The organism is Nonomuraea sp. NPDC050547 (genome assembly GCF_044457345.1).
Classification (GTDB): Bacteria; Actinomycetota; Actinomycetes; order Streptosporangiales; family Streptosporangiaceae; genus Nonomuraea.
Window position 1 is genome coordinate 14,880 of record NZ_JBITGW010000023.1, and the last position, 20,849, is coordinate 35,728.

Below are 20,849 nucleotides of genomic sequence, written 5' to 3' on the forward strand. Positions count from 1 at the left end.
ATCAAGCCCGCGCTCCGACATGTTGCTGGTGTAAGGTGCTCCGGAATGCGGCGATACTCGGAACATGTCGGAGCTTCTCGCGCGCCACCGGGCAGTGATGCCCAACTGGTTGGCCCTCAATTACCACGAGCCCATCGAGATCGTCAGCGGCAAGGGCAGCCGCGTCGTCGACAGCGAAGGCAAAAGCTACCTGGACTTCTTCGTCGGCATCCTGACCAACATGATCGGATACGACGTTCCCGAGGTACGCGAGGCCGTCGAGCGGCAGCTGGCCACCGGTGTCGTCCACACGAGCACCGTCTACCTGCTGCGCGGCCAGGTCGAGCTGGCCGAGAAGATCGCCCGGCTCTCCGGCATCCCCGACGCGAAGGTCTTCTTCACCAACTCCGGCACCGAGGCCAACGAGACCGCCCTCCTGCTGGCCACCTACGCCCGCAAGAGCGACCAGGTCCTGGCCATGCGCCAGAGCTACCACGGCCGCAGCTTCGGCGCGGTCAGCGTCACCAGCAACCGCACCTGGAAGAACAACTCGCTCTCGCCGCTCAACGTGCACTTCCTGCACGGCGCCGACCGGCACCTGTCGCAGTTCAAGGGCCTGTCGGACGCCGACTACATCAAGGTGTGCGTCGAGGACCTGCGCCACGTGCTGGCCACGAGCGTCTCCAAGGACGTCGCCGCGCTGATCGCCGAGCCGATCCAGGGCGTCGGCGGCTTCACGATGGCGCCCGACGGGCTGTTCGCCGCCTACAAGGAGGTGCTCGACGAGGAGGGCATCCTGCTCATCTCCGACGAGGTGCAGACCGGCTGGGGCCGTACCGGCAGCGCGTTCTTCGGCATCCAGAACCACGGCGTGACGCCCGACATGATGACGTTCGCCAAGGGTCTCGGCAACGGCTTCGCCGTCGGCGGCCTCGTCGCCCGCGGCGACCTCATGGACGGCCTGCACGCGGTCGGCCTGTCCACCTTCGGCGGCAACCCGATCTCCATGGCCGCCGCCAACGCCACCCTCGACTACGTACTCGACCACGACCTGCAGGCCAACGCCGCCCGCACCGGCGCGCACATCATCGACGGTCTGCGCGCGGCCGCCGAGCGGCTGCCGATCGTCACCGGCGTGCGCGGCAAGGGCCTGATGTTCGCCATCGAGCTGGCCGAACCCGCGATGACCGGCCGCTTCATGGAGCTCACCAAGCAGGCGGGCCTGCTCGCGGGCAAGGGCGGCCTGTACGGCACCGCCATCCGCATGGCCCCGCCGCTCACCCTGACGATGGACGAGGCCGCGGAAGGCCTGGGCATCATCGTCGACGCTCTGGAGACCATCAACGATGAAGTCCGTTAAGCACTGGATCAACGGCGCGCTCGCCGACGGCGGCAGCCGTACCCAGGAGATCTACAACCCGGCGACCGGCGAGGTCAGCGGGACCGTCGCGATGGCCGAGGCCGCGGACGTGGACGCGGCGGTCGCCGCCGCCCTCGCGGCCTTCCCGGCCTGGCGTGACTCCTCGCTGGTCAAGCGGTCGCAGGTGCTGTTCCGCTTCCGCGAGCTGATGTACGCCCACCGTGACGAGATCGCGGCGCTCATCTCGGCCGAGCACGGCAAGGTGCACTCCGACGCGCTCGGCGAGGTGTCGCGCGGCCTGGAGGTCGTGGAGTTCGCCTGCGGCATCCCGCACCTGCTCAAGGGCGGCTTCTCCGAGGGCGTCTCGACGCGGGTCGACTCCTACTCCATCCGGCAGCCGCTCGGTGTCGTGGCGGGGATCACGCCGTTCAACTTCCCGGCGATGGTGCCGATGTGGATGTACCCGATCGCGATCGCGTGTGGGAACGCCTTCATCCTCAAGCCGTCGGAGAAGGACCCGTCGGCCTCGCTGCTGATGGCGCGGCTGTGGCAGGAGGCCGGGCTGCCCGACGGCGTCTTCAACGTCGTCCAGGGCGACAAGGCCGCCGTCGACCGGCTGCTGGAGCACCCGGACGTGAAGGCGGTCTCGTTCGTCGGCTCCACGCCGATCGCCCGCTACGTCTACGAGACCGGCACCGCGCACGGCAAGCGCGTCCAGGCCTTGGGCGGGGCCAAGAACCACATGCTGGTGCTGCCCGACGCCGACCTCGACCTGGTGGCCGACTCGGCGGTCTCGGCCGGGTTCGGCTCGGCCGGCGAGCGCTGCATGGCGATCTCGGTCGTGCTGGCCGTGGACCCCGTCGGCGACGACCTGGTCAAGAAGATCGTCGAGCGGGTGGACAAGCTCGTGATCGGCCCCGGCGACGACCCGCGTTCGGAGATGGGCCCGCTGGTGACCGGTCCGCACCGCGACAAGGTCGCCTCCTACCTGGACCTCGGCGTCTCCGAGGGCGCCACGCTGGTCGTGGACGGGCGGCGGACGGAGGTGCTCGGCGGCACGCCGGCGGCCGAGACGCCCGGATTCTGGCTCGGCCCGACCGTGCTCGACAACGTTCCCGCCGGTTCGCGGGTCCACACCGAGGAGATCTTCGGCCCGGTGCTGTCGATCGTGCGCGTGTCCTCCTACGAGGAGGGTCTTGAGCTGATCAACGGGCTCGAGTTCGGCAACGGCACCGCCGTCTTCACCAACGACGGTGGCGCCGCGCGGCGCTTCCAGAACGAGGTGGAGGTCGGCATGGTCGGCATCAACGTGCCGATCCCGGTGCCGATGGCGTTCTACAGCTTCGGCGGCTGGAAGTCGTCGCTGTTCGGCGACACGCACGTGCACGGCACCGAGGGCGTGCACTTCTACACCCGCGGCAAGGTCGTCACCTCGCGCTGGCTCGACCCGTCCCACGGCGGCGTGAACCTGGGCTTCCCGACGAACAAGTGACGCCCCTCCCGTTGCGGTCTGCCCGGGTAAACTCCAGCGCAGACCGCAACGAGAAGGGGGCATCCTGTTGAACCGCCGCACACCCGCCCTGGCGCTGGCCGCGCTGGCCGTGGTGGTGTCCTCGGCAGGTGCCGCACAGGCGAGCCCCACCCCCAAACCCACACCGGCCACCGCCAAGCCGACGCCCACCCCCACCCAGAGCGACGGCACGCTCCAGATCCTCACCTACCGCGGCTACGCCGAGTACGGCGGCACGAGCCCCAAGGTCAACTGGACCGGCACCTTCGAGAAGGCCACCGGCTGCCGCATCGCCCGGCTCGACCAGGTCCAGACTCCGGGGGAGATGGCCGCCCGGCTCGGGGAACGTTCCTACGACGTGGTCTCGGCCGGTCCCGGGCTGGCCGGGCGCCTCATCGCCGACAAGCAGGTGCTGCCGATCGAGCTGGCCAAGGTCGACGGGTACGCCGAGCTGGGCAAGTCGCTGCGCGACCTCACCACCTCCGGCGGCAAGGTGTACGGCGTGCCGTACCTGTGGGGCTCCCACGAGTACCTCTACGACACGAGCCGGATCAAGGCGCCCGGCATGGACCAGGTCTTCGCCTCGCCCAAGGCGGCGCTCAAGGACGACCCGCTGGCGATCGCGGACGCGGCCCTGGCGGCCGGGAAGTCCGGCAGCCCGTACTCGCTGACCGAGGCCGAGCTGGACAAGGCGATGGAGATGCTCGGGCGGCAGGGCGAGCGCGTCTACTGGGACGATCCTCTGGACGTGGTGACCGGGTTCGCGACGGGGCGGCTGGACTTCGCGCAGGCCACGCCGTACCTGCGGCTGCTGTTGCAGACGGCGGGCAAGCCGGTGAAGACGGTGTCGTCCGCGCGGACCACGGGGTGGGTGGACTCGTGGATGCTGGGCGCGTCCGGGGCGAATCTCGACTGCGCCTACCGGTGGCTGAGCTGGACGGCGTCGGCCGATACGCAGCGTGCCGCGGCGGCGTGGGTGGGGCTGGCCCCGGCCAACGACAAGGCGTGCAAGGGGAAGGCCAGGCGGGTCTGCGAGGCGTACGGGGTGGGCAAGAAGTCACGCTTCGACCGGATCGCCTTTGCCGTTCGGCCACCGGGGGATTGCCGTCCGCAGGAGCGGGAATGCACTGACTACGACACCTGGGAAGACAGGTGGACCGATCTTGTGAGCTGAGCGGGTGAATTCGGGGGCCCGCTCGCACATGCTGCGGGCGTGCCCGTCCCCCCGCTGGGCATCGCCTGCCTGAGGCGTCCCGGGCGTTCCCCCCGACCCGGGACGCCTCCCTTTTGCCCCTGTGATTGACTGAATGGCCAGTCAGTGAAAGAGTTCGGGCATGAGAATCCTCCTTGTCGGCGCCGGAGGCGTCGGATCGGCTGTCGTGCCCATCGCGGCCCGCCGAGATTTCTTCGAACACATCGTGGTGGCCGACTCCAAACAGGACCGGGCCGCGCGAGCGGTCGCCCAGGTCGACGACCCCCGGTTCAGCGCCATCCGGCTCGACGCCGCCGACCGGGCCCAGGTCGCCGAGGCGCTGCGGGCCCACGACTGCGACGTGCTGTTCAACGCCGTCGATCCGCGCTTCACCATGCCGCTGTTCGAGGCGGCGCTGGAGGCCGGGGCGCACTACCTCGACATGGCGATGTCGCTCTCGCAGCCGCATCCGCGCGAGCCGTACAGGAAGACGGGGGTGAAGCTCGGCGACCGGCAGTTCGAGCTCGACCCGCGCTGGCGTGAGGGCGGGCAGCTCGCGCTGGTCGGGATGGGGGTGGAGCCGGGGCTGGCCGACGTGTTCGCCCGCTACGCCGCCGACCACCTGTTCGCGCGCATCGACGAGATCGGCGTGCGCGACGGCTCCAACCTGGTCGTGGACGGTTATGACTTCGCGCCGACGTTCTCGATCTGGACCACGATCGAGGAGTGCCTCAATCCGCCCGTCGTCTGGGAGGACGGTGAGTGGCGCACGACCGAGCCGTTCAGCGAGCCGGAGGTGTTCGACTTCCCCGAGGGCATCGGGCCGGTCGAGTGCGTCAACGTCGAGCACGAAGAGGTGCTGCTCGTGCCGCGCTGGATCGACGCGCGGCGGGTGACGTTCAAGTACGGGCTCGGCGAGGAGTTCATCGGCGTGCTCAAGACCTTGCACAAGCTGGGGCTCGACAGCGCCGACAAGGTGAAGGTGGGCACGGCCGAGGTCGCGCCGCGCGACCTCGTGGCCGCCAGCCTGCCCGACCCGGCCACGCTGGGCTCGCGCATGCGCGGCAAGACCTGCGCGGGGACGTGGGTGAAGGGCACGGGCAAGGACGGGGCGCCGCGCGAGGTGTACCTGTACCACGTGGTGGACAACGAGTGGTCGATGCGCGAGTACGGCTCGCAGGCCGTCGTCTGGCAGACCGCCATCCACCCGGTCGTCGCGCTGGAACTGCTGGCCGGCGGCGCCTGGAAGGGGACGGGCGTGCTCGGTCCCGAGGCGTTCGACGCGGTGCCGTTCCTCGACCTGCTCAAGGAGTACGGCTCGCCGTGGGGGATGCGTCAGGCGGCCTGAGGCCTCATCGGGCCCGGAACGCCACCACGGTGGCCAGCGGCGCGGGCCGCAGCGCTTCCGCGCAGTCGTGGCAGGCCAGCACGGCGGTGTCGTCGGGGAAGCGGCCCACCCGCACCCGGGGACGCGGCCACCTCTTGTGGCAGACCACGCAGGCGTCCCCGTCACGCTGGGCCCAGCTCAGGCCGTCAGGGTCGAACGTCAGCATCGAACCCCAGTCCATCACTCTCCCCCAGGCGTTCGCCCACCCCTATACCGGATCCGTTATAGCCGCGCTCGCGCCGCCGGTCGGCTAGCGCAGCGTCAAGCTCAGGTGAAATCACGGCCGGATGGCGTGCGGTACACCAACAAAACAGGGCCATCCCCACCAAGGTGGATGGCCCGTTCTGTGGGGGTTCTTCTAGGAGAACGCCTTTTCCAGGATGCCGAGGCCCTCCTCCAGGAGGTGCTCGGGCATGACCAGCGGCGGCAGGAAGCGCAGCACGTTGCCGTAGGTTCCGGCCGTGAGGATGATCAGGCCCTCGGCGTGGCAGCGCTTGACGATCTCCTGGACGGCGGCCGGGTTCGGGTTCTTCGTCCCGGGCTCGACCAGTTCGATGGCGATCATGGCGCCGCGTCCGCGTACGTCGCCGATGATCGGGAAGCGCTCCTGCAACGCCCTGAGGCGGGGGAGCATGATCTCGCCGATCCGGCGGGCCTTGGCGACCAGGTCGTCCTGCTCGATGGTCTCCAGCACGGCGAGCGCCGCCTCGCAGGCCAGCGGGTTGCCGCCGTACGTGCCGCCGAGGCCGCCGACGTGCACCTGGTCCATGAGCTCGGCGCGGCCGGTGACCCCGGCCAGCGGCAGGCCGCCCGCGATGCCCTTGGCGGTGCAGATGATGTCGGGGACCACGCCCTCGTCCTCGCAGGCGAACATGTCGCCGGTACGCGCGAAGCCCGTCTGCACCTCGTCGGCGACGAAGACGATGCCGTTGGCGCGGCAGTACTCCGCGATCCTCGGCAGGAAGCCCTTGGCGGGCTCGATGAAGCCGCCCTCTCCGGCGATCGGCTCGATGACCACGGCGGCCACGTTCCGCGCGCCCACCTGCTTCTCGATCATGTCCACGGCCTGGGCGTACGCCTCGTCGGCCGGGTTCTCGCCGGGCCAGCGGAACGGGTAGGCCAGCGGCACCCGGTAGACCTCGGGCGCGTAGGGGCCGAAGCCCTGCTTGTACGGCATGTTCTTGGCCGTCAGGGTCATCGTCAGCAGGGTGCGGCCGTGGTAGCCGTGGTCGAACACCACGACGGCCTGGCGGCCGGTGGCGTAGCGGGCGACCTTGATGGCGTTCTCGACGGCCTCGGCGCCGGAGTTGACGAGGAAGGTGCGCTTCTCGTGCTCGCCCGGGGTGATCTGGTTGAGCTTCTCGCAGACCTCCACGTACGACTCGTACGGCGTGACCATGAAACAGGTGTGGGTGAAGTCGGCCACCTGCTTGCGTACCCGCTCGGCCACGCGCGGAGCGGCGTTGCCGACGCTGGTCACGGCGATGCCGGAGCCGAAGTCGATGAGCGAGTTGCCGTCGGCGTCCTCGACCACGCCCCCGCCCGCGCGCGTCACGAAGACGGGCAGTGTGGTGCCGATGCCGGGGGGCACGGCGGCCTGCTTGCGGGCCAGCAGTTCCTGGGACTTCGGCCCCGGGATGGCGGTGACGAGACGACGCTCCTGCGGAATGCTCATGCTCTTGACGGTACGGCGGGTGATGACCTGCGCCGATACGTCGATATGTCACACTTGAGGGGTCTCAATCTGCCGGACTGGACAAAATGCCGCCTTCTCTGGGAACCGTGGTGCGACGGATGGGCCTTCGGCCCCTGACCGGGTCGCTCGACTCGGACGTGCGGTGGGTCGCGGTCAGCGAACTCGAGGACCCCACGCCGTTCCTGGAGGGCGCCGAACTGGTGCTCACCACGGGGATGCGGCTGAGCAGCGCAAGCGACTTTCCCGGATATGTCGGGCGGCTGGTGGAGCGGGGCGTCGCGGGGCTGGGGTTCGGGGTCGGGCTGACCCACGACGAGGTTCCGGCCGCGCTGGTGGACGCCGCTGCCGCCGCCGGGCTGCCGTTGCTGGAGGTGCCCCGCGAGACGCCGTTCATCGCCATCGGCAAGGTCGTCAGCGAACTGCTGGCCGCCGAGCAGTACGAGGAGATCACCCGCGCCTTCGCCGCCCAGGGGCGCCTGACCCGGGCGGCGCTCCGGCCCGAGGGGATGCGCGCGGTGATCGACCGCCTGGCCAAGGAGGTGGGCGGGTGGGCGGCGCTGGTGTCCGAGACCGGGGAGATCCTGCACGCCACCGCCGGGACACGGACGGACCAGGTGGAGTCGGCGCTTCGGCGCAGGAGCGGGCGGTTTCCGGCGAGTGTGGCCATGTCGGGCCCCGACGGGCAGGTGGTCGTGCAGCCGCTCGGCGGCGGGGCCAGGCCGCGCGGGTTCTTCGCCGTGGGGGCCGGGCGGGCGTTCTCTCCTGTCACGCACACCGTGATCAACGCGGCCGGCTCCCTGCTGACGCTGGCCGTCGAGCAAGGGGGCGCGCACAGGGAGGCCGAGCGGCGGGTGCGCGGCGCCGTTCTGGAACTGCTGCTGGCGGAGCTGGAGGGCGCGGCGCGCGCGGTGCTGGCCCCGATCGGCGCCCACCTGCCGGACGAGCCGGTCGTGGTCCTCGCCGCCGCCCCCGACGCCCTCGACCTCCTCGAACCCCACGGGTTCACCGCCCTCCACGACGGCGCCGCGGTCGCGGTGGTCTCCGCGGAGGCGGCCGGCCGGGTCGCCGGGAGGGTGGGGGTGAGCGGACCGGGCCCGTACCGGGACCTGCGCGGCGGGCTCGACCAGGCGCGGCGCGCGCTGCAGGCCAGCACGGGCACGCCGGTCCGCTTCGCCGACCTGGCCGGACAAGGGCTGCTCGCCCTGCTGGATCCCGCCGCCGCCCAGGCGTTCTCGGCCGCGCTGCTCGCCCCCCTCAGCCAGTACGGCTCCCGCGCCGACCTCATCGCGTCCCTGCGCGCCTACCTGGCCAGCAACGGCCACTGGGACGCGGCCGCCCAGCGCCTGGGCATCCACCGCCACACCTTGCGCTACCGGATGAAACGCGTCGCCGAACTCCTCGGCCGCGACCTGGACGACCCGGGGGTGCGCGCGGAACTCTGGATCGCCCTGGAAGCTACTTGTTGACCAGGTAGCAGCAGATGGTGGCCGTGGTGACCGCCTCATAGGTGCGGCCGTCGCGCAGGTGGCCCGCCCGCTCCAGACTGATGGCGCCCTGGGCGGCGGCCCACAGGGCGTCGGCGATCTTCCTGGGCTGGGTCGGGATGAGGTAGCCCTGGGCGATGCAGTCGGAGATCACCCGGTCGAGGATGTTGAGGGCGGCGCGGGCCAGCGTACGGGCGCGTTCGCTGGGCTCGAAGCCGGGGATGGCGCGCTCGAACATCAGCGAGTAGTAGCCGGGCTCGGCATGGCAGGCCTGGCGGTAGGCGGGGCCGAGCGCGGTGAGGTACTCGAAGGGATCGCGCCGGTGCGGCACCGCGTCCAGAAAGCGGCGGAAGCGTTCGAACCCCTCCAGGTAAAGCGCCTCGGCCAGGCCCTCCCGGTTGCCGAACATCGTGTAGATGACGGTGGTGGTGCAGCCCGCCTCAGTGGCGATCCTGCGCATGTTCAGGCTTTCCGGGCCGTCGCTGTCCAGCAGGGCGACGGCCACGTCGAGCAGGCGCGAACGCAGCTCGTCCTGCCCGGCCCGCTCGCCCAGAAGGTAGGCACCCTGAAGCCCGAGCGGAGCCGAAGCATGCTGCTCGGTCACGGGGCCCACGCCTTTCTAGCTCGGGGGCCCGCCGCGCTGGAGACCCGCACACGATGACTTAGCCATGGCGGCGATCGTTCAAACCGCTCCACACGGTAAACATCCCGATTTAGTACTACTTCTGTTACACAGCGGGTAAACATGAGGGCCACGTGGCAACAGTGACGCCAAGCCCGGGGCGCCGATCGGGGAGCAGGCCTTACCCTGACTTGGGGTTAGAGATCTTACCCATGGCCTGATCGACGGCACCCTCTGACCATCACGGTTGCGAGTCGGCTTCGTGCCGGCGGCGGCGAGGGGTTGTACGGAACGGCGGAGGCCCGAGGTGGTCTTGTGCACCCCGGTGCAAATCACCGATCTTCCTGGTGGCATACCGTCATGGGTATGGACGTGCGTACCTTCTGGCTCGCAGGGCGCCCCGCCACCGGGGACGTCGAGCTCACCGTGACCAATCCCCACGACGGTCGCGAGGTCGGGCGATATTCGGTGCCGACCGCCGCGCAGGTCGAGGAGGCCGTGGCGGCCGCCGCCGCGGTGGCCGGGCAGGCCGCCGCGCTGCCCGTCCACGTGCGCGCCGAAGCCCTGGCCCATGTCTCGCGCCGCCTGGCCGAGCGGGCCGACGAGATCGCCCATCTGATCATGTCGGAGAACGGCAAGCCGATCATGTGGGCCCGCGGCGAGGTCAGCCGGGCCGTCGCCACCTTCCGCTTCGCCGCCGAGGAGACCCGCCGCTGGTCCGGCACCACGCAGCGGCTCGACACCGAGCCCGCCGCCGCCGGCCGGCTCGCCTACGTCACCCGCGTGCCCAAGGGGCCCGTGCTGGCGATCACGCCGTTCAACTTCCCGCTGAACCTCGTCGCCCACAAGGTCGCCCCCGCCATCGCGGTCGGCGCGCCGGTCATCGTCAAGCCCGCGCCCGCCACCCCGCTGTCCTCGCTCGTGCTCGGCGACATCCTGGCCGAGACCGACCTGCCGGCGGGCATGTTCTCCGTGCTCCCCATCGAGAACGAGCGCGCCTCGTCCCTGGTCGACGACCCGCGCCTGCCCGTGGTGTCGTTCACCGGTTCCGCCCCGGTCGGCTACTCCATCGCCGACCAGATCCCGCGCAAGCACGTCACGCTGGAGCTGGGCGGCAACGCGGCGGCCGTCGTGCTGGCCGACGCCGACCTCGACTGGGCCGCCCGGCGCATCGCCCTGTTCTCCAACTACCAGGCCGGCCAGAGCTGCATCGCCGTCCAGCGGGTGATCGTCGAGCAGCCGGTGTACGACGCCTTCGTCGAGCGACTCCTGCCCGCCGTCGGCGACCTGGTGACCGGTGACCCGGCCGACGAGAAGACGCAGGTGGGCCCGCTGGTCTCGCTGGCCGCCGCCGAGCGCGTCGAGCAGTGGGTCCAGGAGGCCGTCACGAGCGGCGCCCGGCTGCTGGCCGGCGGCACCCGCGACGGCGCAACGGTCACGCCGACGGTGCTGGCCGACGTCCCGCACGACGCCAAGGTCAACGTCGAGGAGGTCTTCGGCCCGGTCATGATCCTTCAGCGCGCCGCCTCGATCGACGAGGCGTACGCGATGGTCAACGACTCCAAGTACGGCTTGCAGGCCGGCGTGTTCACCCGGTCGCTGGACGCCGCCTTCCGGGCCAACCGGGAGCTGGAGGTCGGTGGCGTCATCATCGGCGACGTCCCCTCCTACCGGGCCGACCAGATGCCGTACGGCGGGGTGAAGGACTCGGGCATCGGCCGCGAGGGCCTGCACTCGGCGATGGAGGACTACACCTACGAGAAGGTGATGGTTCTGACCGGGCTGACCCTCTAAATCCCGCAATAATCGGCGGCATGGCGAGGGAGTACCGGTATGCCGACGCCGTGCGGTTACTGGGCGGCGACGACCCGGCGGTCAGAGCGCTCGACACGGTTCTCGGGGCCGCCACTTTGGGGCTCTGGGACCTGATCGACGCCAAGGGCGAGCTGATCCGGGTCGGCAACGACCTGCTCGGGCGGTGGCGGGACTGGCGGGCGGGCAAGGAGTGGCGCGGCCGTACGGACCGCATCGAAGCGGCGCACACCATCCTGGTGCTCACCGCGTTCTTCGAGGCGCTGGACGGGATCGAACTGCCGTTCAGCGCCCGTGAGCTGCGCATGAGCAAGTCGGAGCAGGTCACGCTGCTGCGCGGAGTGGATCTGGGCAGCCCGGTCTGCCCGTCGCCGCAACTGCCGTTCGAGGAGGCCAAGAGCGTCATCCTCGTACGGTACGAGCGGCTGCGCGGCGCGCTGCGGAGCTTCGCGGAAGGGCTGAGCCTCTGGGAACGGCTGCAGGAGCACCAGCGGGAGTGGGTCTTCGACAGCTCACTCGCCACGGCGGCCATCCGCAGGTACGAGGACGGCTACCGCAGGCTGGCCATGGACGTGCCGGAATTCGGGTTCTGGTCGGCGATGGTCGAGCACCAGGCCACCCGGGCGCGGCTGGCCGATCTGGCACGGCTGCTCGACGGCCTGGCCCCGGCCCGCGCGCAGGACGCACAGCTGGCGGCGTTGGGCAAACTCCACCAGGCGGCGCTGCGCCGCCCGGTCGCCGAGACCGGAGACGTGCCCGCCGGGCTGGCGCTGCCCAGCCTGGGCGACGCCTACGTCACCCCGCGCTTCCGCTCGGGCCGGCCGGAGCGCGCGGAGGACCCCAGCCAGGAGGCGTGGTGGAGCGAGCGTGAGGTGCGCGACGGTCTGCCGCGCTTCCTCGCCGGCTACCTCACCTCGCCGGAGGCGGGCAGGACGCCGCTCATGGTCCTCGGCCAGCCGGGGGCGGGCAAGTCGGTGCTGACCAAGGTGCTCGCCGCCCGCCTGCCCGCCGACTTCGTGCCCGTCCGGGTGCCGTTGCGCGACGTGGCGGCCGGCGCGGACGTACAGGAGCAGATCGAACAGGCCGTCTACCAGCTCAGCGGCGAGCGGCTGCACTGGCCCGACCTGGCGAGGGCGGCCGACGGCGCGCTGCCCGTCGTGATCCTCGACGGCTTCGACGAACTGCTGCAGGCCACCGGTGTGCGGCAGTCCGACTACCTGGCCAAGGTGGCCCGCTTCCAGCAGCGCGAGCTCGACGCGGGGCGCGCCGTCGCGGTGATCGTGACCTCCCGTACGGCGGTGGCCGACCGCGTCGACTACCCCGAGGGCTCGCTGGTGACGCGGCTGGAGCCGTTCGATCTGGAGGAGATCGAGCAGTGGCTGGAGGTGTGGAACCACGCCAATGCCGCCTACTTCGACGAGGCGGGACTGCGGCCGCTGTCCATGGAGGTCGCCCGCGCGCAGCGCAACCTGGCCGAGCAGCCGCTGCTCCTGCTCATGCTGGCCCTCTACGACGCCTACGGCAACGCCCTGCGCAGGAACCTGGCCGACCGCATCGGCGAGGCCGAGCTGTACGAGCGCCTCATGCGCGCCTTCGCCGAGCGGGAACTGGAGAAGAGCCACCCGCGCGAGCGGATCCCGGCCCTGGTGGAGAAGGAACTGCTGCTGCTGGGCATCGTCGCGTTCGCGATGTTCAACCGGGGCCGCCAGTGGGCGACCGCCGCCGAGGTGGACGCGGACCTGGAGGCGCTGCGCCTGTCCGCCCGCCGCCCCACCTCGCTGGCCACCCCGCTGACCGCCGGTGAGCAGGCGTTCGGCCGCTTCTTCTTCGTCCACCAGGCCCAGGCCACCCGCGACGGCGGCGAGATCCTGCAGACCTACGAGTTTCTGCACGCCACGTTCGGCGAGTTCCTGATCGCCCGGCTGATCGGCAGGCTCCTGGACGACATGGTGGTCCAGGAGTCGCGCCTGGTCGTGGAGGAGGTCAGCGACGGCATGCTCGGCACGCTGCTGTCCTGGTCGACGCTCTCCACCAGGCCGCCCGTGATCACGTTTCTGCGCGAGTCGGCCGACCCGGCCTGGCGCGGGCTGGCCACCCGCCTGTTCGCGCTCGCCGACCTGCGCGACCAGCTCGCCCACCCCGGCTACCGCCCGTGGACCGCCGGACCCGCCCGCCGCAACGCCTACTACACGGCCAACCTGCTGAAGGTCGCCCTCGCCTGCGACCCCGCCCGCCTCCTCTGGTCCCGGGTACGGCCCGGCCACGAGGACCCCTTCACCGAGTGGCGGCGCTTCGCGCTGCTGTGGCGTTCCCAGCTGGCCAACGAGGAGTGGGACAGCCTGACCAGGGTGGTGCGGGCCACGTCCGTCGGCGGGGCCGCCGCCGTCGGCGGCCCCGCCGACCTGGAGCTCGCCCTGGACACCGGTTCCACCTGGGACCTCACCCCGATGGACACCTCCTGGATCGCCCCGCCCGACACCGGCGCGTACCTGCGGGCCCGCCAGGGTGTGCTGTTCTCGTTCCTGCCGCACGAGACGCTCTTCCTGCACGCGCTGGAACCCGTGCTCGGCGCCGCCCTGTCCTGGAACGGCGGCAAGTCGCTGCTGCGCGAGATCCTGGAGATTCTGGTCCTGCGCGGCCCGAACGAGGACGGCCGCGCCCGCTCCTACCTGGCCCTGGCCGAGTACGTGCACTACCTCAGTGACCACGTGATCACCGAGGCCGTCATCAGGGCGATCGCCGGGGACATGGCCACGCTGCGGGAGAGCCAGGTGAGCGAGGTGGTCGACGAGGTCTCGCGCGGCTCGATCGCCGGACAGCGGCTGATGAGCCGGATCCTGCGCCTGCATTCCCGCTAATACACCTAGGGCATGAAGGATGTCAATAGCGGATGACCACTGTCAATTCTATCTGTCCGGATCATTGAGCCTGCCCGCGATCGTGGGCGACAGTGGGCGCATGGAGCCGTCGTGGTCGGACAGCCACGCGCTCTGGCCTGGGGGAAGCCGTTGACCGTGCGAAACGGTCCGGCCTCACTGTGTGTGCCCGCGGGGTTGCCTGCCCGTACGGCTGGACCGGCACGTCGGCCTGGAACCCGCTGAGAGGTACTCGATGACCAAGAAGGTACAGAGTGTCCTGCTCGTCAACGCCGGCAGCGACGCCGATGTCTCCTCGATCGCGAACGACGGCACGTTCCCCGCTCTCGGCGTCGTCTCACTGGCGACGGTGCTGCGACGCGACCACCCCGACCTGGACGTGATCGCCGTCGACGGCCAGATCACGCCCATGGCGGAGATCGAACAGCTCGTCAGGGACCTCGATCCCGACATCCTCGGCGTGGGCGTGCTGGCCACGTCCTACGGAAACGCGCTGCGGCTGGCCGAACTCGGCAAGAACGCCGGCGCCGTCACGGTCTTCGGCAACGACCAGGCCACGGCCATGGCCGAGCGGATCCTGAAGCACCGCGAGGCCGTCGACTACGTGTGCGCCGCCGACGTCGGCGAGTTCGCCCTGTCCGCCCTGGTGAGCGCGGTGAAGGGGGAGCGCCCGATCGACTCCGTGCCCGAGCTCCTCTACCGCACGCCCGACGGGCTCGCCCACAACCGCCTGCCGGAGATTCCCCCGGACGAGATCAAGGGCAGCGGCGGCGCGTTCAAGACCATGATCCTGGACGCCATCCCCGTGCCCGACCGCACGTTGATGCCGGACAACAACTGGGAGCGGTACCTGGACAACTACCTGAACCGGTATGGCGGTTTCCACGACGACGAGGAGGTCACCGGCGTCACCACCATGAACCGCGCCCGAGGGTGCGCGCGGGTGAAGGCGCCCTGCCATTTCTGCGGCATCATGGACCTGAGCCTGCGCTTCTCCTCCCCTGAGATGTTCTGGAACGACGTGCGCACCGCTCAGGAGCAGATCTCGGCCTCGATCTTCTACGAGGCGTTCGACAGCATGAGCAGCTCACCGCGCTGGATCAAGGCCGTGGTCGACGCCAAACCGGACGACATCGGCGACCCGAAGTTCTTCGTGTACACGCAGGCGGCCGAGACCACTCCGCGCCTGGTCGAGCTCTACCAGAAGCTCGGCGTCTACCGGGTGAACATGGGCCTTGAGGCGGGCGACACCAGGATGCTCAAGGTACTCAAGGGCCCGCGCGACAGCCTGGAGAACAACCAGCGGGCCTGCCACCTGTTCCAGGACGCCGGAATCCTGATCCACGGCTCGCTGGTCCTGGGCGGACCCGGCGAGAACGCCGAAAGCCTGGAGAACACGGTCAAGTTCGGGCGCTGGCTGATCGACAACGAGATGATGGCCTCGCTGGAAGCCCAGCCGCTCTATCCCGACTTCGGCGCCCTGACCGGAAAATGGATGATGAACCCCGACCTCGCCAGGCAGGTCGCCAAGGAGCGGGGTTTCGAGATCTACGACGAGGAACTGCTCGACCTCATGCCCGCCAAGTACGGCACGAGCGACATCGTGGACTTCGACGAGGTCTCCAAGGACTGGTGCAAGATCTTCAGCCACTCGACCTGGGACGAGCTCATCGACGCCACCCACTCCATCCGCTCCTACGCGGAACGGGTCGGCACCGTCACCGGCTCCGGCCGCATCACCCAGGCCACCCTCGGATCGTTCTAGTGCTCTCACTGCTGGCCGCCACTGTCCTGTCCTGCGCCCTCGTCGTCCTGACCCCCGGGCCGGGCGTGCTGATGGTGCTCCACCTCGGGGCCAGTGGCGGCCGCCGCTCCAGCTTCGTCTTCGTGCTGGGTCACCTGGCGGGCGACCTGGTGTGGTCGGCGCTGGCGCTGGTGGCGTTGCGATGGGTGCGGCTGATCTCGCCCGTCTTCTTCGCCGCCCTGACCATGGCCAGCGCCCTCTACCTGATCTACCTGGGCGTACGGGCCCTGGCCGCCGCGGACACCCCGCAGCGGGCGGCGGCCTTCACCGGCAGGCGGGCGATGCTGCAGGGCGCCGCCTTCGGCATGACCAACCCCAAGAGCTACCCGGTGACCCTCGCCGTCTTCACCGCCGTGCTCGGCGACCGCATCGAACTGCTCACCGTGGCCACGATCCCGCTCTTCCTGGCCGCCGGTCTCCTCGGCTGCCTGGCCTCGGGCGCGCTGCTGTCCTGGATCTCAGGCCTTCCCGCGTTGCGGCAGGCGTACGGCAGGGCGGCCCCCGCGATCAGCCGGCTGGTGGCCCTGGTCTTCTTCGGCTTCGCCGCCTGGTCCCTCATCCACCTGTCGCTTCGGTGGTGAGACGTCCGCTACTTGCCGCGCAGCGTGCCCAGCGGGCTGGGGTCCTGCTCCAGGGCGGTGGCCGCCGCCTTCCACGCGGTGTCCTCCGGGTAGAGGGCGCTGCGGAGGAAGGCCGTGGTGAGCCGCTGGATCAGCGCGACGCGTGCGGGGTTCTCGTCCGTCGTCTCGGCCGCCTCGTAGCCGGCGATGCCGCCCAGCGAGTGCTCCGCACCGAACAGTGTGAGGAGGCTCTTGTCCGCCGGGCTGTGGAGGAACGGGTCGACGAACCAGTCCGGTCCGCGGGTGGACAGGTGGGACTGGTCGTTGTCGCCGGCGACGATGAGGGCCGGTGTGGTCATGGTGTCGAAGGACGGCCTCATGAAGGGGAAGTGCTCGGCGGCGAACGGGACCAGGTCGTCGCCCAGACCGGTGAGCGCGAGCAGTACTCCCGCCTTGACGCGGGGGTCGGACAGGTCCTCGCCGGGGACGCCCGCGGCGTCCAGGACGCGCGCGCCCAGCAGCGTGCTCGCCGTCTGCGCACCCCAGGAGTGTCCGGCCACGGCGACGCGGTCGCGGTCGACGCGCCCACCGAGACCCGGCACCGAGGCTTCGAGGATGTCGAGCCCGTCCAGGACGCGGGTCAGGTCGTGGATGCGGATGCGCCAGATGTCCGGCGTTCTGGGGTCTTCGGCCGGGAGCGCGAGCGTTCTGGAGTCGAGGTGGGTGGGCCGCAGGACGACGAAACCGGCGGCGGCCCAGTGGTCGGCCAGGGGGGCGTAGCCGTTCATCGACGAGCCGAAGCCGTGCGAGAAGACGATGACGGGCAGGCCGCTGCCCGTGGCGGGGGCCGAGACGTGGACCCGCAGGTCCTCGCCGCGGCCGGGGGCGGGCAGGACGACCGGGTGCGCGGACACCACCGTGGCGTTCGGGTGGGACATGGAAGTGCTCTCCATTCGGATTGGCCGGCAGACCTCTGATCTGCCATCATGGGAAAAACGGAACACTGCTCCGCTAACAATACGGAACACGGTTCCGCTTCGCAAGTCTCTCGGAAGGAGTCCCGCCGTGAACGACAGCGCGACCGGGTCCAAGCGCAAGGACGCCCGCCGCAACCAGCAGGCCCTGCTGGACGCGGCCGCCGCGGTCTTCGTCACCGCGGGCGTGGAAGCACCGGTGCGCGACATCGCGGCCAAGGCCGGGGTCGGCATCGGCACGATCTACCGCCACTTCCCCACCCGGGCGGACCTCGTCATCGCCGTGTACCGGCACCAGGTCGACGCCTGCGCCGAAGCCGGACCGGCCCTGCTGGCATCCAGCCCGACCCCGCGCGCCGCCCTCGAAAGCTGGATCGGCCTCTTCGTCGACTTCCTGGTCACCAAGCACGGCCTCGCCGCCGCGATGCGGAACGACGGCACCGGCTTCGAGACCCTGCACGCCTACTTCCTCGACCGACTCCTGCCGGTGTGCGCCCAGCTCCTCGAAGCCGCCGCCGCCTCCGGTGAGATCCGCTCCGGCCTTGACGCGTACCAGCTCATGCGTGGCATCGGAAACCTCTGCGTCGGCGCCGAGACCGACCCCCGCTACGACGCCCGCCGCCTGGTCGCGCTCCTGGTCGCAGGGCTGCGCCGGCACGTAGGCTGAGCCCCGTACGTGACGGACGGGAGGTTGGGGTGGCCGAGACCACGGTGGCCGAGGTGATGGCCGAGCTGGCCGTACTCGAGGACCCGAAGATCCGCGAGGTGAACGAGCGACACGGCGACGACCACGGCGTGAACCTCACCAAGCTGCGCGCCCTCGCCAAGCGGCTGAAGACACAGCAAGAACTCGCCCGTGAGCTGTGGAAGACGGGCGACACCGCGGCGAGGCTGCTGGCGCTCCTGATCTGCCGCCCGAAGGCGTTCGAGCGCGACGAACTGGACGCCATGGTTCGCGACGCCGGCACGCCCAAGGTGCACGACTGGCTCGTGAACTACGTGGTGAAGAAGAACCCGCACGTCGAAGAGCTGCGCGTGGCCTGGTACGCCGATCCGGATCCGGTCGTGGCGAGCGCGGGCTGGGCGCTGACCACCGAACGTGTGGCGAAGCAGCCTGGCGTCCTCGACCTGGCAGGGCTGCTCGACGTCATCGAGGCGGAGATGAAGGGCGCCCCGGATCGCCTGCAGTGGGCGATGAACCACTGCCTGGCGCAGATCGGGATCGAGCACGCCGAGCACCGCGCCCGTGCCGTCGGCATCGGTGAACGCCTGGAGGTGCTCAAGGACTACCCGACGTCCCCGGGTTGCACGTCTCCGTTCGCGCCCGTCTGGATCGCCGAAATGGTGCGCCGCCAGCACGCCTAGCCGGGCGAGGCCGTCAGGCGTTCTGGGCGGTGGTGAAGAGGGCGCGGGCGGAGTCGCCGAAGTAGGGGCCGTACATGGTGCCCTGGTCGTCGGAGTACTTGAAGCTGCTGACCGAGGTCACCGTGCCCTTGCCGGTCGCGGGGTCGAAGCGGGTCAGCCACGGGCCGCCGCTTGAGCCCGCGGTCATGTCGCAGCCCAGGCCCTGGTCGCGGGTCTGGCCGTAGGGGTCGTTGCGCAGGCGGCCCGCGCAGTAGAACAGGCGCTCGCCGTCGTACGGGGGGTCGGCCGGGTAGCCGAAGCCATAGGCCTGGCCGCCTCTGCCGCCGTTGAAGGCGATCTCCTGGGTGCCGACCACGTCGGCCACGTGCTTGCCCCGCGAGGTGTTCAGGGCGACCATGCCCACGTCGTAGCTGTCGTCGCCGCTGCGCGACCACGGGCCGGCGACGAACATCCGCCTGGCCGTGTACGCCCCGTACGGCTGCCCCCCGCCCTCCTGGTACCCGGGTACGAACGTCCAGTTGTCCGCCCAATCCCCGGCCCCGTCCTTCACGCAGTGGCCCGCCGTGACGACGACGTCGCGGTTGGCGCTCCTGACGGTGCCGGCGGAGCACACGAAGTCGACGCCGCCCACGGTGAGGAAGACCCGGCCGGTGGTCTTGGACACCAGGCCGCCGGTCACCCAGCGGGAGCCGGAGGTCGTGGCCTGGGGCCTGGCCGACTGGTGCCGTGGAGTCGCGCCGCCCGCCAGCCCGGGGACCGCCGCCTTGCCGGGCAGCTCGCGGGTGACGATCTTGGCCGCGCCCCCGGCCACCTCGGGCGCCGTGCCGACGCCGGACCTGCTGGACAGTCCGCTGAGCAGCCCGCCGCCCTTCATGACGAGGCCGAGCATGTCGATCGGCAGAGCTCCGGCCATCCGCTGAGGTGTCCAGTAGCCGAGCACGCGCCGCTGGTCCGCGGGTGTGCGGGCGGCGACGTGCTCGACGACCTCGGCGCGGGGTGCCGCGCGCTCGACGCTGGTGACGGACGGGCGGTCGGCTGGCTGATGGGCGGGCGCGAGCGCCGTCGCGCCGATGAGTGCCGGTCCCACCAGTCCCGCGACGAGCGGTGCCGCCGCAAGCAGGGGGGTGCTCAGGGTCATGAACCCCGAGTGTGCACTACGACGGGTGTTCTTGTGACTACTTTCGGTAAATTCGTCAGAGGGCGTCGGTGCTCTGGGCGGAGTTGTAGACGGCCTGGGCTTCTGCCCCGAAGTATGGGCCGAACATCCAGTTGGGGGCGAAGTTGTATTTGAAGCTGTTGACCGAGTTGAGCGTGCCCAGCCCGGAACTCTCGTTGAAACTCTGGAACCATGGACCCCCGCTCGAACCACCGGTCATGTTACATGTCAGGCCGTGGTCGCGGGAGAGCAGGAAGTCGTCGAAGGTCCGCCCGGCGCAGTAGATCAGCTTCGACCCGTCGTACGGCGCCGCCGCCGGGTAGCCGAACGCGTGCATCTGCACCCTCCGGCCCTGGTTGAAGGAGACGCCCTGCCCGCCCACCACGTCCGTCAGGGTCTTGCCGGACAGGGGCGCGACGACCGCCGCGGCCATGTCGAAGTTGATGTCCTCACGGGCGTTCCACTGCGGCGTGGTGAGCAGTCTGGTGGCCGGCCAGGTGCCGTGGGGCCGCTGTCCGGCGTTGTAGCCGGGCACGAAGACCCAGTTGGTGTGGAAGGCGCCGCCCATTTTGACGCAGTGCCCGGCGGTGATGACGACGCTCTCGTTGGCGCTGGTCACGGCCGAACCCGAGCACGAGGCGTTGCGGCCCTGGTAGGTGAAGAAGACCCGGCCGGTGGTCTGCGCCACGGCGCCGCCGCGGGTCCACGGGGCGCCGCCGCTGGCCTGGGCCTGCTGCTGGGGGGTGCCGGTGGGCGGGACTCCCCAGGGGTTGCCCGTGGTCGGCTCGCCGGGGGTGCCGGGGCCGTGCTTGGCGTTGGCCTTGGGCGCGGGGGGAGTGAGCGGCTGCGCGTCCTCCATCTTCTGCGGGGTCCAGTAGGACAGGACCTCGCGCTGCTCGGACTTGCTGTCTGCGGCGGCTTTGGCGGCGGGCTTGGGGCCCGCCGCGGCCTGCGCCGCCCCGGCCGGGAGCAGGAAGCTCCCGGCCGCGAGGGTGACGAGGGAAAGCAGAGCGACTCTGCGGTGCATTACGTACCTCCCGAAACCGGACCTGGGGTTGGAAGGTAGCGGTGC

Annotated in this window: 17 protein-coding genes; 11 read left to right on the forward strand and 6 right to left on the reverse strand. The window is 70.6% G+C overall.

Annotated elements, in window-relative coordinates:
* Positions 1-64: 64 nt before the first annotated feature.
* From ACIBHY_RS44390 to ACIBHY_RS44405, 4 genes are all read left to right on the forward strand, one after another.
* Positions 65-1,339, forward strand: coding sequence for an aspartate aminotransferase family protein (locus ACIBHY_RS44390; RefSeq protein WP_397258772.1), 1,275 nt, complete (start codon positions 65-67; stop codon positions 1,337-1,339).
* Positions 1,326-2,831: a CoA-acylating methylmalonate-semialdehyde dehydrogenase gene (locus ACIBHY_RS44395; protein WP_397258774.1), complete on the forward strand. Its 1,506-nt coding sequence runs from the start codon at positions 1,326-1,328 to the stop codon at positions 2,829-2,831. The genes ACIBHY_RS44390 and ACIBHY_RS44395 overlap by 14 nt, the downstream gene beginning before the upstream one ends.
* A 67-nt stretch (positions 2,832-2,898) precedes the next feature.
* Entirely contained in the window at positions 2,899-4,023 is a 1,125-nt protein-coding gene (locus tag ACIBHY_RS44400) for an extracellular solute-binding protein (protein WP_397309880.1), read from the forward strand.
* Positions 4,024-4,183: 160 nt separating this feature from the next.
* Positions 4,184-5,389, forward strand: a complete 1,206-nt coding sequence (locus ACIBHY_RS44405; RefSeq protein ID WP_397309881.1) for a saccharopine dehydrogenase family protein — start codon at positions 4,184-4,186, stop codon at positions 5,387-5,389.
* A gap of 4 nt (positions 5,390-5,393) precedes the next feature.
* Here the strand turns inward: ACIBHY_RS44405 and ACIBHY_RS44410 are convergent, their stop codons facing one another.
* Together ACIBHY_RS44410 and gabT are read right to left on the reverse strand one after the other, a co-directional pair.
* Positions 5,394-5,609: a hypothetical protein gene (locus ACIBHY_RS44410; RefSeq protein WP_246509588.1), complete on the reverse strand. Its 216-nt coding sequence runs from the start codon at positions 5,607-5,609 to the stop codon at positions 5,394-5,396.
* 177 nt (positions 5,610-5,786) lie between these two features.
* Positions 5,787-7,103 carry a 4-aminobutyrate--2-oxoglutarate transaminase gene (gene gabT, locus ACIBHY_RS44415; protein WP_397309882.1) on the reverse strand — a complete coding sequence of 439 codons (1,317 nt, stop codon included), beginning with the start codon at positions 7,101-7,103 and terminating at the stop codon, positions 5,787-5,789.
* 119 nt (positions 7,104-7,222) lie between these two features.
* Between gabT and ACIBHY_RS44420 the strand changes: the two genes are divergently transcribed.
* The gene (locus ACIBHY_RS44420) at positions 7,223-8,590 is read left to right on the forward strand and encodes a PucR family transcriptional regulator (protein ID WP_397258782.1); all 1,368 of its coding nucleotides are present in this window, start codon (positions 7,223-7,225) and stop codon (positions 8,588-8,590) included.
* Here ACIBHY_RS44420 and ACIBHY_RS44425 read toward each other — a convergent pair.
* Complete coding sequence (locus ACIBHY_RS44425) at positions 8,580-9,212, reverse strand: TetR/AcrR family transcriptional regulator (protein WP_379620500.1); 633 nt, start codon at positions 9,210-9,212, stop codon at positions 8,580-8,582. The genes ACIBHY_RS44420 and ACIBHY_RS44425 overlap by 11 nt on opposite strands.
* Before the next feature lie 384 nt (positions 9,213-9,596).
* Between ACIBHY_RS44425 and ACIBHY_RS44430 the strand changes: the two genes are divergently transcribed.
* The 4 genes from ACIBHY_RS44430 to ACIBHY_RS44445 all read left to right on the forward strand — a co-directional run bounded on the left by ACIBHY_RS44430 (position 9,597) and on the right by ACIBHY_RS44445 (position 16,303).
* Positions 9,597-11,024 carry an aldehyde dehydrogenase family protein gene (locus ACIBHY_RS44430; protein ID WP_397258784.1) on the forward strand — a complete coding sequence of 476 codons (1,428 nt, stop codon included), beginning with the start codon at positions 9,597-9,599 and terminating at the stop codon, positions 11,022-11,024.
* Between the two features lie 20 nt (positions 11,025-11,044).
* Positions 11,045-13,900 (forward strand): NACHT domain-containing protein, encoded by a 2,856-nt coding sequence (locus ACIBHY_RS44435; protein ID WP_397309883.1) that lies wholly within the window; start codon positions 11,045-11,047, stop codon positions 13,898-13,900.
* Positions 13,901-14,153: 253 nt separating this feature from the next.
* Positions 14,154-15,683: a B12-binding domain-containing radical SAM protein gene (locus ACIBHY_RS44440; RefSeq protein WP_397258787.1), complete on the forward strand. Its 1,530-nt coding sequence runs from the start codon at positions 14,154-14,156 to the stop codon at positions 15,681-15,683.
* Positions 15,683-16,303: a LysE family translocator gene (locus tag ACIBHY_RS44445; RefSeq protein ID WP_397309884.1), complete on the forward strand. Its 621-nt coding sequence runs from the start codon at positions 15,683-15,685 to the stop codon at positions 16,301-16,303. The genes ACIBHY_RS44440 and ACIBHY_RS44445 overlap by 1 nt, the downstream gene beginning before the upstream one ends.
* An 8-nt stretch (positions 16,304-16,311) precedes the next feature.
* Here the strand turns inward: ACIBHY_RS44445 and ACIBHY_RS44450 are convergent, their stop codons facing one another.
* The gene (locus ACIBHY_RS44450; protein WP_397258789.1) at positions 16,312-17,220 is read right to left on the reverse strand and encodes an alpha/beta hydrolase family protein; all 909 of its coding nucleotides are present in this window, start codon (positions 17,218-17,220) and stop codon (positions 16,312-16,314) included.
* A 127-nt stretch (positions 17,221-17,347) separates the two neighbouring features.
* Here ACIBHY_RS44450 and ACIBHY_RS44455 point away from each other — a divergent pair, with 127 nt between their 5' ends.
* Both ACIBHY_RS44455 and ACIBHY_RS44460 read left to right on the forward strand, forming a co-directional pair.
* On the forward strand, positions 17,348-17,923 hold the full coding sequence (locus ACIBHY_RS44455; RefSeq protein ID WP_397258790.1) for a TetR/AcrR family transcriptional regulator: 576 nt from the start codon (positions 17,348-17,350) through the stop codon (positions 17,921-17,923).
* A gap of 56 nt (positions 17,924-17,979) precedes the next feature.
* A complete protein-coding gene (locus ACIBHY_RS44460; RefSeq protein WP_397258849.1) occupies positions 17,980-18,621 on the forward strand; it encodes a DNA alkylation repair protein in 642 nt (213 codons plus the stop codon).
* Positions 18,622-18,634: 13 nt separating this feature from the next.
* On the opposite strand, the gene ACIBHY_RS44465 is transcribed toward ACIBHY_RS44460, so the two are convergent.
* Positions 18,635-19,759, reverse strand: coding sequence for a trypsin-like serine peptidase (locus tag ACIBHY_RS44465; protein ID WP_397258791.1), 1,125 nt, complete (start codon positions 19,757-19,759; stop codon positions 18,635-18,637).
* 55 nt (positions 19,760-19,814) lie between these two features.
* Positions 19,815-20,804 carry a trypsin-like serine peptidase gene (locus ACIBHY_RS44470; protein ID WP_379637304.1) on the reverse strand — a complete coding sequence of 330 codons (990 nt, stop codon included), beginning with the start codon at positions 20,802-20,804 and terminating at the stop codon, positions 19,815-19,817.
* Positions 20,805-20,849 lie beyond the last annotated feature (45 nt).

Excerpts from the sequence above, each read along its gene's own strand:
- ACIBHY_RS44390 (WP_397258772.1), top strand. The coding sequence starts at position 65 with ATGTCGGAGCTTCTCGCGCGCCACCGGGCAGTGATGCCCAACTGGTTG.
- ACIBHY_RS44395 (WP_397258774.1), top strand. The coding sequence starts at position 1,326 with ATGAAGTCCGTTAAGCACTGGATCAACGGCGCGCTCGCCGACGGCGGC.
- ACIBHY_RS44405 (WP_397309881.1), top strand. The coding sequence starts at position 4,184 with ATGAGAATCCTCCTTGTCGGCGCCGGAGGCGTCGGATCGGCTGTCGTG.
- ACIBHY_RS44410 (WP_246509588.1), bottom strand. The coding sequence starts at position 5,609 with ATGGACTGGGGTTCGATGCTGACGTTCGACCCTGACGGCCTGAGCTGG.
- gabT (WP_397309882.1), bottom strand. The coding sequence starts at position 7,103 with ATGAGCATTCCGCAGGAGCGTCGTCTCGTCACCGCCATCCCGGGGCCG.
- ACIBHY_RS44420 (WP_397258782.1), top strand. The coding sequence starts at position 7,223 with ATGGGCCTTCGGCCCCTGACCGGGTCGCTCGACTCGGACGTGCGGTGG.
- ACIBHY_RS44430 (WP_397258784.1), top strand. The coding sequence starts at position 9,597 with ATGGACGTGCGTACCTTCTGGCTCGCAGGGCGCCCCGCCACCGGGGAC.
- ACIBHY_RS44435 (WP_397309883.1), top strand. The coding sequence starts at position 11,045 with ATGGCGAGGGAGTACCGGTATGCCGACGCCGTGCGGTTACTGGGCGGC.
- ACIBHY_RS44440 (WP_397258787.1), top strand. The coding sequence starts at position 14,154 with ATGACCAAGAAGGTACAGAGTGTCCTGCTCGTCAACGCCGGCAGCGAC.
- ACIBHY_RS44450 (WP_397258789.1), bottom strand. The coding sequence starts at position 17,220 with ATGTCCCACCCGAACGCCACGGTGGTGTCCGCGCACCCGGTCGTCCTG.
- ACIBHY_RS44460 (WP_397258849.1), top strand. The coding sequence starts at position 17,980 with ATGGCCGAGCTGGCCGTACTCGAGGACCCGAAGATCCGCGAGGTGAAC.
- ACIBHY_RS44465 (WP_397258791.1), bottom strand. The coding sequence starts at position 19,759 with ATGACCCTGAGCACCCCCCTGCTTGCGGCGGCACCGCTCGTCGCGGGA.
- ACIBHY_RS44470 (WP_379637304.1), bottom strand. The coding sequence starts at position 20,804 with ATGCACCGCAGAGTCGCTCTGCTTTCCCTCGTCACCCTCGCGGCCGGG.